Genomic DNA, 13,211 nt, shown 5'->3' on the forward strand with positions numbered 1-13,211 from the left:
CAATAGTCTAATCCGCGCCGCAAACGGCTCTCCGAACCACTTAGCCCGGCACCCGTTGTCGGCAAGCATGCGATGCCGTCACAACCCCCAGCGCCGATCGTCGCAGCTTACGCTTACCGTTGCCTTATCCGGCCGTTCAGCGGGGCAGAAGAACCCAGATGTCGAGATCGAGCACGACGGATGGGTCGATCTCGCCGGTGCCGGTCTTGTCGGGGAAGTCGTGGCAGGGCCGGTCCTTGGTGGCCACGAGGCGGACGCGAAGCGCGCCGACGTCGTCCCGGCCGGGCAGCGGCTGCTTGTCGAGGATCTCGGACCAGGCGTGAATGGTGTCGCCGGCGAACGACGGATTGGCGTGGCGACCACCGTTGATCGCGGCGATGTGGAAGGCGTTGCCGAGGCCGTTGAACATCAATGAGCGGGCCATGGAGATGACATGGCCGCCGTAGACGAGGCGGCGGCCGAACCGGCCCTTGCCCTCGGTGTACTGGTTGAAGTGCACCTTGGCGGTGTTCTGCCAGAGGCGCGTCGCCATCTGGTGCTCGGCCTCCTCGATGGTCATGCCGTCGACGTGGTCAATGCGTTCGCCAACCGCGTAGTCGCCCCACCGATCGGGGCTGCCGGACAGGAGCTCGTCCCAGCGGGACGGGTCGATCCGCGGGACCGCGCCGCCGAGGTCGGCGGGGCCGAGCGCGGAGGGCAGCACGGGGACGACCGCCTCCGGAGCCGGCGCACTTTCATCACGCTTTCGCACCATCACCCAGCGCACGTATTCCAGCACGACCGTGCCGTCCTCGCGGCTGCCGGTGGAGCGGACGTAGACGGTGCCGGTCTTGCCGTTTGAGTTCTCCTTGACGCCGATCACCTCCGACACCGTGGAGAGCGTGTCGCCGGGGAAGACCGGGGCGAGGAAGCGTCCGCCGGCATAGCCGAGGTTGGCGATGGCGTTTAGCGAGATGTCCGGGACGGTCTTGCCGAAGACCACGTGGAAGACCACGAGATCGTCGAGCGGGGCGCGGTCGTAGCCGATCGCACGGGCGAAGGCGTCCGACGACTGCACGGCGAAGCGCGAACCGTAGAGGGCCTGGTAGAGAGCCGCATCGCCGGCGGTGACCGTCCGGGGTGTCGCGTGGCGCAGGATCCGGCCGACGGCGAAGTCCTCGAAGAAGTTACCGCTGTTCGTCTTCGACACGCCCGTCCTCCCGTGGTGATCGCCAATCTTCGCGATGTCGCCGAGTGGTAAGAAGCCTGTCCGGCGCTGTCATCCCCGCCGTTGGTCGCGGGGGCGGCATGCCGCAGGCGGTTTTCAGGCCGCGAGGACGTGACTCGGATGCTATAGCGAGTTAACGATATATAGCGTTCCTGGCGAGCATTAACCGACAGGACCGGGGGAAAACGCGTATTCGTCTCAAATGCCTTTCGATCGGCATGCAATTGCGGCGGGCGTTACCATGGCACAAGCTTCTCGAGTGGATTGGGTCGATGCAGCCAAAGGGCTTTGCATCGTTTTCGTGGTGATGATGCACTCCACGCTGGGTGTGCAGGAAGCCGCGGGCGAGACGGGCTGGCTCGGCACCGTGGTGGCCTTCGCCGCGCCGTTCCGCATGCCGGACTTCTTCCTGATCTCCGGCCTGTTCCTGTCGCGGGTCGTCGGTCGCGACTGGCGGACGTTCACGGACCGCCGGATCATCCACTTCTTCTATTTCTACGTGCTCTGGATGACGATCCAGTTCGCATTCAAGTTCGATTCCATCCAGGCCCACTACCCGGATCGGAGTCTGATCAGCCTCTACCTGGAGAGCCTGTTCCTGCAGCCGTTCGGGACGCTCTGGTTCATCTGGATCCTGCCGTTCTTCGCGCTGACCGTGCGGCTGACCAGACAGGTTCCGGTGCCGGTGATGCTGGCGATCGCGGCGGTCCTGGAGATGTTGCCGATCCACACCGGCTGGATGGCGATCGACGAGTTCGCGTCGCGGTTCGTCTACTTCTATTCCGGCTATGCGCTGGCGCCGGTCATCTTCCGCCTTGCCGACGCCGCGGCCGGCCGGCCTCTCGCGGCGGCCGCCGCGCTGCTGGTCTGGGGCTTCGTCAACGGCTGGGCGGTGTTCGCGGGCTATTCGACGCTGCCGGGGCTGTCGCTGGCGCTCGGTTATGCCGGGGCGGTCGCAATCGTGATGGCATCGGTGCTGATCGGCATGACGCCGAAGCTCGGCGATGTCGCCCGTCATGTCGGATCGCAGTCGATCGTGGTCTACCTCGCCTTCTTCCTGCCGATGGTGGTGACCCGCACCGTTCTCTTGAAGGCCGGCGTGATCGACGACATCGGCACGATCTCGGCGATCGTGACCGTGACCTCCGTGGTGGTGCCGTTCATCATCCACTTCGTGGCGATGCGGACCGGGATGACCTTCCTGTTCGAACGGCCCCGCTGGGCGCGGATCGAGCGGCCGGAGACGGCGACCCGACCGGCCTCCACCGCGGTGGCCTGACAGGGCTTGCGGGGGACGGGCTGAACTGCGGGCGGGAGAGGCTTTGCCTGCCTCTTCCCTCCCCTCGCCCGTGCGGGCATAGTCCCGGCCATGTCGAACGATGCCGCATCCTCCCGTCCCGTCGCCGCCGGGGACCACGTGTTCCTGGTCGACGGCTCCGGCTACATCTTCCGGGCCTACCACGCCCTGCCGCCGTTGACGCGCAAGTCCGACGGGCTGCCGATCGGCGCCGTGGCGGGCTTCTGCAACATGCTGTGGCGGCTCCTGAAGGAGGCCGACGCGACGGCGGCGCGGGTCAAGCCGACGCACATCGCCGTGGTGTTCGACGCCTCGGCGGTGACCTTCCGCAATGCGATCTACGACCAGTACAAGGCGCAGCGGCCGGAGCCGCCGGCCGACCTCAGGCCGCAGTTCGGGCTGATCCGGGAGGCGGTGAAGGCGTTCAACGTCGCCTGCGTGGAGCAGGACGGGTTCGAGGCCGACGACCTGATCGCGACCTACACCACGCTGGCGCGCAAGGCCGGAGCGGACGTGACGATCGTCTCCTCCGACAAGGACCTGATGCAGCTCGTCGAGAACGACTGCGTGGTGCTGCTCGACACGATGAAGGACAAGCGGATCGGGCCTGCCGAGGTGATGGAGAAGTTCGGCGTGCCGCCGAACAAGGTCATCGACGTGCAGTCGCTCGCTGGCGACAGCGTCGACAACGTGCCGGGCGTGCCGGGCATCGGCGTGAAGACCGCAGCGCAGCTGATCCTGGAGTATGGCGACCTGGAGACGCTGCTCGCCCACGCGTCGGAGATCAAGCAGCCGAAGCGGCGGGAGAGCCTGATCCAGTTCGCCGAGCAGGCGCGGATCTCCCGCCGGCTGGTGTCGCTCGACTGCGCGGTGCCGCTGGAGCACGGGATCGACACGCTCGGCGTCCGGGCGATCGAGGGCGAGCAGGCGATCGCCTTCCTGAAGGCGATGGAGTTCAATTCGCTGACCCGGCGGATCGCCGACGCCACCGGGGCGGATCCGGCCAAGGTGCAGCCTTCCAGCGTGCCGGTGAAGCACTGGCCACCCGACGCCGGCTCGACAGGCGACGCGGCCGCAGCGCCGGAAGACGGCGGCGAGGGCGCCCCGGTTGCGCCGAAGGCGAACCGGACAGCGGCGCCGGCCTCCAAGACGCCTGCGCCCAGCACACCGGCTGCGCCCGGCGCAGGAACGCCCGCGGCTCTCGCGGCGTCGGCGCTTGAAGCCATGCGCGCGCTACCGGTGGATCACGCCGGCTACGAGACGGTGACCACGCTGGACGCGCTCGCCGTCTGGATCAACGAGGCGGCCGCGGCGGGGTTGGTGGCGTTCGATACGGAGAGCACGTCGCTGGACGTGATGCGGGCGGAGCTCTGCGGGGTGTCGCTGGCGACCCGGCCGGGCCGGGCCTGCTACATCCCGCTGTCGCATCGCTCCGGCGCCGGCGACCTGCTCGGCGGCGGTCTGGTGGACGGGCAGATCAAACTGAAGGACGCGCTCGCGGCGCTGAAGCCGATCCTGGAGAGCCCGGCGATCCTGAAGGTGGCGCAAAACGCCAAGTACGACATCACGCTGCTCTCGCGCTACGGGATCGACGTCGCGCCGTTCGACGACACGATGCTGCTCTCCTACGCCCTCGACGCTGGCACCGGCGGCCATGGGATGGACGAGCTCAGCGAGAAGTGGCTCGGCCACAAGCCGATCGCCTTCAAGGACGTCTGCGGCTCGGGCAAGGGGCAGATCACCTTCGACCAGGTGGCGCTCGACAAGGCCACGCAGTATGCGGCCGAGGACGCGGACGTGACGCTCCGGCTCTGGACGGTGCTGAAGCCGCGCCTGCCGGCGGAGAGCATGACCACGGTCTACGAGACGCTGGAGCGTCCGCTGGTGCCGGTGCTGTCGCGGATGGAGAAGCGCGGCATCCAGGTGGACCGGCAGATCCTGTCGCGGCTTTCCGGCGACTTCGCGCAAGGCATGGCGCGGATGGAGGCCGACATCCACGAGATGGCGGGGGAGAGCTTCAACATTGGCAGCCCCAAACAGATCGGCGACATCCTGTTCGGGCGCATGGGCCTCGGCGATGGTGCGGCGAAGAAGACCAAGACTGGCGCCTGGGCGACCGGGGCCGACGTGCTGGAGGACCTTGCCGCGCAAGGCCATCCGCTGCCGAAGCGGATCCTCGACTGGCGCCAGCTTTCCAAGCTGAAGTCGACCTACACGGACGCCCTGCCCGTCTACATGCACCCGGAGACAGGCCGCGTGCACACCTGCTTCTCGCTTGCCTCCACAACCACCGGCCGACTCTCCTCGTCGGAGCCGAACCTGCAGAACATCCCGGTGCGGACCGAGGAGGGGCGGAAGATCCGCACCGCCTTCGTGGCGCCGCCCGGACGCAAGCTGGTGTCGGCGGACTACAGCCAGATCGAGCTCCGCGTGCTCGCCCATGTGGCCGACATCCCGCAGCTGAAGCGCGCCTTCGAGGACGGGCTCGACATCCACGCGATGACGGCGTCGGAGATGTTCGGTGTGCCGATCGAGGGCATGGACCCGCAGGTGCGGCGGCGCGCCAAGGCGATCAACTTCGGCATCATCTACGGCATCTCGGCCTTCGGGCTCGCCAACCAGCTCGGCATCGACCGCAACGAGGCGGGCGACTACATCAAGCGCTACTTCGAACGGTTTCCGGGGATCCGCGACTACATGGACGCGACCAAGCGGTTCGCGCGGGAGAACGGCTTCGTGCGGACGATCTTCGGGCGCAAGGCGCACTATCCGGAGATCAACGCGCCCAACCCGTCGATGCGAGCCTTCATGGAGCGGGCGGCGATCAACGCGCCGATCCAGGGTTCAGCCGCCGACATCATTCGCCGGGCGATGATCCGGATGGAACCGGCGCTGGACGAAGCGGGCCTTTCGGCGCTGCTCCTCCTGCAGGTCCACGACGAACTGGTGTTCGAGGTGCCGGACGACGAGATCGAGGCGACGCTTCCCGTCGTGACGCGGGTGATGGAGCAGGCGGCTGAGCCAGCGTTGAAGCTGAGCGTGCCGCTTCGCGTGGACGCGCGGGCGGCGACGAACTGGGAAGAAGCGCACTGACCCACGCAGGCAGGCCATCCGGTCCGCTCAGGCGGCGCTCAGATCCCCTTCCACGCCCGGTACCAAGCGACGAAAGCCTTCACGCCGGTCTCTACCGGGGTGTGCGGACGGTAGCCGGTCAGCGCCTCCAGGAGGGCCGCCGACGCGTAGGTGCGGGGCACGTCGCCCTGCTGCATCGGCAGCATGTTGCGGACGGCGGGCTTGCCGACCGCGGCCTCGACCGTGTCGACGAAGGGGAGCAGGCCGATCGGCTGGCCGCCGCCGATGTTGACGACACGGAACGGAGCGATCCGGGACAGGGTGTCGGCGACGCCCTCCCCCGCCGCGCGGTTGGCTTCCGACGGCGCGATCGGCACCAGTCGGATGATGGCTTCGACGAGATCGTCGATGTAGGTGAAGTCGCGCTCCATCCGGCCTTCGCCGTAGATGTCGATCGGCCGGTCGGCGAGGATGGCATCGACGAACTTGAAGAGCGCCATGTCCGGACGGCCCCACGGCCCGTAGACCGTGAAGAAGCGGAAGGCGGTGGTCGGGATCGCGTAGAGGTGGGCGTAGGAATGCGCCATCACCTCCATCGACTTCTTGGTCGCCGCATAGAGCGTCAGCGGCTCGTCCGCCCGGTCGGTCTCGGCGAAGGGCACCGTTTCCGCCGCGCCGTAGATGGAGCTGGTCGAAGCGAGCAGAAGATGCGCCGGCTTCGCCTGCCGGGCGAGCTCCAGCACGTTCCAGGATCCAACCAGATTGGAATCGACGTAGGCCTTGGGATTCTCAAGGCTGTAGCGAACGCCGGCCTGGGCGGCGAGGTGGATGATGACATCCGGCTCGGCCAGTTCCGCGGCGGCGGCGAGGGCCGCGGGATCCTCCAGCTGGGCCACGACGGCCTTGAAACCGTTGGAGCGGGCCAGGACGGCGTGCCTGGCCTCCTTGAGGCGGACGTCGTAGTAGGGCGTCATCGCGTCGAAGCCGACGACGAAGTGCCCTTCGTCCAACAACCGGCGGGCGAGGTTGAAGCCGATGAAGCCCGCCGTGCCGGTGATCAGGAAACGCATCACTCGGCGGCCTGGCCGATCGGCTTCAGGATGTCTTCCGCAGGCCGGCCGACGCTGACGTAGTGGAAGCCGTACTTGGCCACCTGCTCGCGCCGGTAGACGTTGCGCAGATCGACGAGCACCGGCGTGTTCATCACCTCGCGCAGGCGCTTGAAGTCGAGCGCCCGGAAGGCGTCCCACTCGGTGACGATGACGAGCACGTCGGCGCCGGTGGCGACGTCGTAGGCGGACTCGCCGTAGGTGACGTTGTCCAGCATGCCTTCGGCTGCTTCCATGCCTTCCGGATCATAGGCGCGGATGAGCGCGCCGCCGTCCTGCAGGGCCTGGATGATGGAGATGGACGGGGCTTCGCGCATGTCGTCGGTGTTCGGCTTGAAGGTGAGGCCGAGCACCGCGACCGTGCGTCCGCGCACGTCGCCGCCGCAGGCTGCCACCACCTTGCGGGCCATGGCGCGCTTGCGGGCGTCGTTGATGGCCACCGTGGTCTCGATCAGGCGGACCGGGCTGTCGTGGTCCTGCGCGGTCTTCACCAGGGCCAGCGTGTCCTTGGGAAAGCACGACCCGCCGTAGCCCGGGCCGGCGTGCAGGAACTTGGAGCCGATGCGGTTGTCGAGGCCGATGCCGCGCGCGACCTCCTGGACGTTGGCGCCGACCTTTTCGCAGAGGTCCGCGATCTCGTTGATGAAGGTGATCTTCATGGCGAGGAAGGCGTTGGCCGCGTACTTGATCAGCTCGGAGGTGCGGCGGGCGGTGAAGAGCAGCGGGTTCTGGTTGAGGTAGAGCGGCCGGTAGACCTCGGTCATCACCTCGCGCGCGCGGTCGTCCTCCAGGCCGACGACGATGCGGTCAGGCCGCTTGAAGTCGGCGATGGCGGCGCCTTCGCGCAGGAACTCCGGATTGGAGACCACGGCGACGTCGGCCTTCGGGTTGGCCTCGCGGATGATGCGCTCCACCTCGTCGCCGGTGCCGACCGGCACGGTGGACTTGGTGACGACGACCGTGAAGCCGTCGACCGCGCCGGCGATCTCACGGGCGGCTCCGTAGACGTAGGAGAGATCGGCGTGACCGTCGCCGCGGCGGGACGGGGTGCCGACGGCGATGAAGACCACGTCGGCCGCAGCGACCGGGCCGGACAGGTCCGTCGTGAAGGACAGTCGCCTGGCGGCGACGTTGGTTGCGACAAGCGCATCCAGACCAGGTTCAAAGATCGGGATTTCGCCATTTTCCAGCGCGGCGATCTTCTTCACGTCCTTGTCGATGCAGGTCACCTCGTGGCCAAAGTCCGCAAGGCAAGCGCCCGAAACCAGGCCGACGTAGCCTGAACCGATCATCGCTATGCGCAAGAGTGAGGCCCTCCGTTGTGCGGGGCCGTTATCATCCACAAACCGCCCTTTTCGCAAGCAATAACGACTCCGAGCGGGCGCGGCACAAGCTTAACCACCCCTTAAACCGGCCCATCCATCCTCGGATGAGCGCCCGGGCCGGACGGCATCCGCCGACGGCCGGAGCGCCACCCTGAACCAGGTTTTCCGCGATGAAAGACAGGCCACCGCGCATCGAGCCGTCGCTCGGCAGGACAGCCGGCGACGAGGGCTTGCGCGTCACGCTGGAAGACCGGGTGCTGACCGGACCTGCGCGAAGCGCCAAGGAGCCCGCCCGTTCCAAGCCGGCCGAACGCCGCGAGCCCCGAATGGACGAGGCGCCCCGCAGGCGCGGCCCGGCCGGCGGACGCAAGGCGGTCGAGGTGGAGGACGACGAACGGGCGGCGAGCCGACCGCGGCGATCGCGGCAGCCGGACCCGGACGCTGAGGCGGCCCCGCGCGGCGCCCGACGGCGCAAGGGCCGCAAGCGCGGGCTCCTTCGAGGTCTGGTCTATTGGGGCGCGACGCTGGCGCTCTGGGCGTTCATCGCGCTGATCGGCGTGCTCGGCTACACGGCAGCGACGCTGCCGCCGACGTCGGCCTGGGCCGTTCCCAAGCGGCCTCCCAACGTGGAGATCGTCGACGCCTCCGGAGCGCTGATCGCCAACCGCGGCGACACCGGCGGGGAATCGCTGACGCTCGACCAGATGCCGAAATATCTGCCGCAGGCGGTGATCGCGATCGAGGACCGTCGGTTCCGATCGCATCTCGGGATCGATCCGATCGGGCTTGCCCGCGCCGTCTTCGTGAACCTGAGCAGCGGCAACCTGGTGCAAGGCGGGTCGACGCTGACCCAGCAGCTGGCCAAGAACCTGTTCCTGGAGCCGGACCGGACGCTGGAGCGCAAGCTGCAGGAGGTGGTGCTCGCGTTCTGGCTGGAGCAGAAGTTCTCCAAGGACGAGATCCTGGAGATGTACCTCAACCGTGTCTATCTCGGCGCGGGCGCCTATGGCGTCGACGGGGCGGCCCGACGGTATTTCGGCAAGTCCGCCCGGGAGCTGACGCTGCTGGAATCGGCGACGCTGGCCGGGCTCCTGAAGGCGCCGTCGCGCTATGCGCCGACGCGGGACGCCAAGCTGGCGCAGGACCGGGCGAAGACGGTGCTCGCCGCCATGGTCGAGGAAGGCTATGTCACCCCGAAGGTGGCGCGCCAGGCCGGGGCGAGCCCGCTCGTCATCGCGCCGCAGAACACCTCGGCGCAGAACTATGTCGCCGACTGGGTGATGGAGCTGCTGCCGGGCTACGTCGCCTCGGTGACGGGCGACATCGTGGTGGAGACGACCATTGACGTCGGCATGCAGCAGGCGGCGGAAGGCGCCCTGCGCGAGACACTGGCGGCGGAGGGCAAGAAGCACCAGGTCAGCCAGGGGGCACTGGTCGCGATCGACAACGATGGGGCGGTGAAGGCGCTGGTCGGCGGGCGCGACTACGGCGCGAGCCAGTTCAACCGTGCCGTGGCAGCCCGGCGGCAGCCGGGCTCGGCGTTCAAGCCGTTCGTCTTCCTGGCGGCGGTGGAACGCGGCTACATGCCGGAGCATGTGATGATCGACGAGCCGATCTCGATCAAGGGCTGGCAGCCGAAGAACTATTCGCGGGAGTATCTCGGTCCGGTGACGCTGACCACGGCGCTGGCGAAGTCGATCAACACCGTGGCGGCCCGGCTCGCCGCCGAGGTGGGCCCGGCCAACGTGGCGCAGACGGCGCGGCGCATCGGCATCGTTTCCAGGCTGCACGAGAACCCGTCCATCGCGCTCGGCACCGCCGAGGTGACGCCGCTGGAGATCACCGCCGCCTACGTTCCGTTCGCCAACGGCGGCTATGGCGTGATCCCCTATGTGATCGACCGGATCCGCAGCAAGGACGGGGAGATCCTGTTCACCCGGCAGGGCGACGGACCCGGCCGGGTGATCGACGAGCGCGACGTCGGCGTCATGAACCGGATGATGCAGACGGTCCTGGAGGTCGGCACCGGGCAGAAGGCGGTGCTGCGCGATCGGCCGGCGGGCGGCAAGACGGGCACCTCGCAGGACTTCCGCGACGCGTGGTTCCTCGGCTACGTAAACGGGCTCACCGCCGGAGTGTGGCTCGGAAACGACGACAACACCCCCACGAAAAAAGCGACGGGCGGAAGTGTGACGTCGGTGGTCTGGAACCGCTTCATGACGAAGGCGACGGTCGCCGTTCCGGTCCGGCCGCTGCCCGGAACCGAGCTCGCGCCGCCGCCGGTGTTCGATCCCGCCATCGGTACCCCGATGGCCGATGCCGACGGTCTGCCGGCACTGGGGCCGAACGGTCCGGTGATGAGCCGGCCGGTTCCGCCGGTCGACGTGGGGGTCACGGCCTCCGGTCCGACCGACAAGGAGCGCAGCCTGCTGGAGCGACTGTTCGGGGGGTAACCCCAGTGCTTCCGCACTTAACGGGTGACGCGCCGTGTCCGGTCAGCGCGCACTGGGCGGTAGCTCCGCCAGCCGGTTGACGAGATAGCTGGCCATGCGCTGCCAGGCGGCGTCGTTGTCGCCGCGGAAATCGAGCGACTTGTGCACCAGAGGACGGCCGGTCGCAGTGTCGCGGATTTCGGCCTCGAAGCTCATCACCAGGGTGCTGACCTTCTTCACCCAGCCGACCAGGACCCGGTCCGCGCCGGCCTTGCGGCCCAGCACGATGTCGCAGCCGTTGCAGGCGTGCAGGTTCTCCAGCCCCAGGGCAGCGTCAACGGCCGGCCGAATCGGGCCGAGGTCGACCACGTCGTAGAGCGTCCGGCGGGCCAGCTCCGCGGCGACAAAGTCGCGGAGTTCCGCCAATCTTCGGGCGTGATCGGCCGTCTGGTCGCGCGGTTCGCCCGACGTATCAACGATCGCGAAGTCGAGGACGGCGATCCGAGGTGCGGCGGTAACGATCCCGGGCGTGAGCATGGCGGCAGCAAGGGTCAGCGCCACGGCGGCGCGACGCGCGGATTTGAACATCAGTGTCATCGGTCTCTCCCGTTCCAAGGCAAGACGAGCCTGCCGGAGCGGTCGGCCGGCGGCTATGGCCAGGCGGCCCGACCGGACGCGGGCATTTTGCCCGACGTGACCGGGAGCGCTTGAGCGCTCCGGGAACCCGGTTCACTCTCGCCAGATCCGTTCCTTCCGGTTCCGCGAGACAGCCTGATGCCCTTCGTTTCCAGCCTGATCCTGCGATTTGCCGTGGCGGCGGCGGTTTGCGCCTTGCTTGCCGCGACGGCCATCGTGACGGAAGCGGCCCGGTCAGTCTCGCTGGAGACGCGGGCCGCAGCGAGCCTGGCAGGGCGGCAGATCGAGGCGGCGCTGCTGCGATCGGGGAGCGGCTACGGCTCAGAGGCGACCTTCGCAGCCGTCGAGGCCCTTCCGTCTGACGCGCTCGGGACCGGTCGCTGCTTCACCTACCGGTCGGCAGAAGACGGCTGGACACTCTGCCGGGGCAGCGATGCGACCGAGGCGGTGGCACCGACGTGGTATCCCCGTCTGCTGCAGATTGTCGGCATGTCCGGAACTCCCGTCGAGATCGCCGTCAACGGGCCACGCGGCCGGGCCGGGCAGTTGTCGGTCCGCACCGAGCCGACAGCCGTGGCGGTGCGGACGTGGTCGGAGGTCCGGATCATCGCGGGCGTAGCCGGAACAGCTGCGCTGGCGACGTCAGTCCTCCTGATAGGCCTGGTGGGCCATGCGCTCCTGCCGACCCGGCGCACCCTTGCCGGCCTGAGGCGGCTCGAGGCCGGCGACTATGCCGCCCGTCTGCCGCAGTCCGGGGTCCGGGAGTTCGACACCATCGCCGATGCGTTCAACGGTCTGGCCGAGCGGCTCGAGCAGATCACGGCGGAACGCGCGGCGCTCACACGCCGGCTGATCGCCGTCCAGGAAGAGGAACGCCGAACCCTGGCGCGCGAACTCCATGACGAATTCGGCCAGTCGCTGACTGCCATCCAGTCGCTGGCGGCGGCCGTGGAACTCGGCGCCGAGCCGCACCAGACGGCGTCGATAGAGGATGCCCGCCTGATCGGACGCGTGGCGGCGAGACTTTCGGAGATCGTCCGCGGATCCCTGGAGCGGCTCAGACCGTCCGAGCTCGACACCTACGGCCTTGCCGCGAGCCTTCGCGGACTGCTGCTCGGCCGCGACGGGGTGCTGACTCGCCGCGATGGCAAACGGGTCGAGGTAGACCTTTCGATCGACGAAACGGTGGAGGAGGCCTCGCCGGAGATCGCCCTCAGCTTCTTCCGCGTCGTGCAGGAATGCCTGACGAACACCGCTCGGCACGGCCAGTCCAAGCACATTCGGATCCAACTCTTGAGGGAAACCGCGCAACAGCAGGCGGGCTACGCGCTCCTGATCGAGGACGACGGCGGCGGATCCGACGACAGGGCCGGCTCAGGGCTCGGGCTGTCTGGCATGCGAGAGCGGATCATGGCGCTCGGCGGACGGTTCAGCGTGGAACGCTCCGCCCATGGAATGCGGCTCAGCGCGTCTGTCCCCTCCGGCGCGGGAGGGCCGGCATGACCGCCGTACGGATCCTCCTTGTGGACGACCATCCAGTGGTGCGCGAGGGCTACCAGCGGCTGCTCGACCGGTTGCCGGAGTTCGCGGTGGCCGGCGAAGCGGCTGACGCCGCGGAAGCCTACAAACGCTACCGCGAGATCCAGCCGGACCTTACGATCATGGACCTATCCATACCGGGGGCGGGCGGCGTCGAGGCGATCCGGCATATCCGACAGTGGGACCGGTCGGCGCGCGTTCTGGTGGTCAGCATCCACACCCGAGCAGTGTTCGTGCGGCAGGCCTTTCAGGCTGGCGCGGCGGGCTACGTCAGCAAGTCCAGCGGGCCGGCCGAGCTCGTCCAGGCGGCCAAAGAGGTGGCGCGCGGGCGCCGCTGGATCGGCGACGACATCGCGCGCGAACTCGCGCTCAGTTCGGTGGCGACGGAGGCGGACGCGCTGGACCGGCTCAGCGTGCGTGAGTTCACGGTGCTGCGGATGCTGCTCGCCGGGTCGGAGGTGGCCGAGGTCGCCGAAAAGCTCTGCATCAGCCCCAAGACGGTGCGGAACTGCCATTATGCGATCAAGGCCAAGCTGGGTGCCCGGACTGACCTGGACCTTGCAAGGACCGCGATACAGGCCGGGCTCGGCTGAT

At 68.3% G+C, this 13,211-nt stretch carries 9 protein-coding genes; 5 read left to right on the forward strand and 4 right to left on the reverse strand.

The genetic code is table 11. From position 1 onward, the window contains the following. Positions 1 to 136 precede the first annotated feature (136 nt). On the reverse strand, positions 137 to 1,189 hold the full coding sequence (locus tag HZ321_RS04405; protein ID WP_181700584.1) for a MaoC/PaaZ C-terminal domain-containing protein: 1,053 nt from the start codon (positions 1,187 to 1,189) through the stop codon (positions 137 to 139). A gap of 259 nt (positions 1,190 to 1,448) precedes the next feature. Here HZ321_RS04405 and HZ321_RS04410 point away from each other — a divergent pair, with 259 nt between their 5' ends. Next, on the forward strand, positions 1,449 to 2,486 hold the full coding sequence (locus HZ321_RS04410) for an acyltransferase family protein (RefSeq protein WP_181700586.1): 1,038 nt from the start codon (positions 1,449 to 1,451) through the stop codon (positions 2,484 to 2,486). 90 nt (positions 2,487 to 2,576) lie between these two features. Further along, on the forward strand, positions 2,577 to 5,597 hold the full coding sequence (polA, locus tag HZ321_RS04415) for a DNA polymerase I (RefSeq protein ID WP_181700588.1): 3,021 nt from the start codon (positions 2,577 to 2,579) through the stop codon (positions 5,595 to 5,597). A gap of 38 nt (positions 5,598 to 5,635) precedes the next feature. On the opposite strand, the gene HZ321_RS04420 is transcribed toward polA, so the two are convergent. Continuing rightward, positions 5,636 to 6,646 (reverse strand): NAD-dependent epimerase/dehydratase family protein, encoded by a 1,011-nt coding sequence (locus tag HZ321_RS04420; protein WP_181700590.1) that lies wholly within the window; start codon positions 6,644 to 6,646, stop codon positions 5,636 to 5,638. Continuing rightward, a complete protein-coding gene (locus tag HZ321_RS04425) occupies positions 6,646 to 7,989 on the reverse strand; it encodes a UDP-glucose dehydrogenase family protein (RefSeq protein ID WP_181700592.1) in 1,344 nt (447 codons plus the stop codon). Before HZ321_RS04425 ends, HZ321_RS04420 begins: the two co-directional genes overlap by 1 nt. 191 nt (positions 7,990 to 8,180) lie before the next feature. On the opposite strand from HZ321_RS04425, the gene HZ321_RS04430 reads away from it, so the two are divergent. After that, entirely contained in the window at positions 8,181 to 10,463 is a 2,283-nt protein-coding gene (locus tag HZ321_RS04430) for a transglycosylase domain-containing protein (protein ID WP_181700594.1), read from the forward strand. 42 nt (positions 10,464 to 10,505) lie between these two features. Here the strand turns inward: HZ321_RS04430 and HZ321_RS04435 are convergent, their stop codons facing one another. Beyond that, on the reverse strand, positions 10,506 to 11,039 hold the full coding sequence (locus tag HZ321_RS04435; protein WP_181700596.1) for a DUF3280 domain-containing protein: 534 nt from the start codon (positions 11,037 to 11,039) through the stop codon (positions 10,506 to 10,508). Between the two features lie 177 nt (positions 11,040 to 11,216). Here HZ321_RS04435 and HZ321_RS04440 point away from each other — a divergent pair, with 177 nt between their 5' ends. After that, positions 11,217 to 12,581 carry a histidine kinase gene (locus HZ321_RS04440; RefSeq protein WP_181700598.1) on the forward strand — a complete coding sequence of 455 codons (1,365 nt, stop codon included), beginning with the start codon at positions 11,217 to 11,219 and terminating at the stop codon, positions 12,579 to 12,581. Next, positions 12,578 to 13,210, forward strand: coding sequence for a response regulator (locus HZ321_RS04445; protein WP_181700600.1), 633 nt, complete (start codon positions 12,578 to 12,580; stop codon positions 13,208 to 13,210). Before HZ321_RS04440 ends, HZ321_RS04445 begins: the two co-directional genes overlap by 4 nt. The last annotated feature ends 1 nt before the right edge of the window (position 13,211 follow it).

Origin of the sequence: Chthonobacter albigriseus, assembly GCF_013839445.1 — a bacterium.
Classification (GTDB): Bacteria; Pseudomonadota; Alphaproteobacteria; order Rhizobiales; family Pleomorphomonadaceae; genus Chthonobacter; species Chthonobacter albigriseus.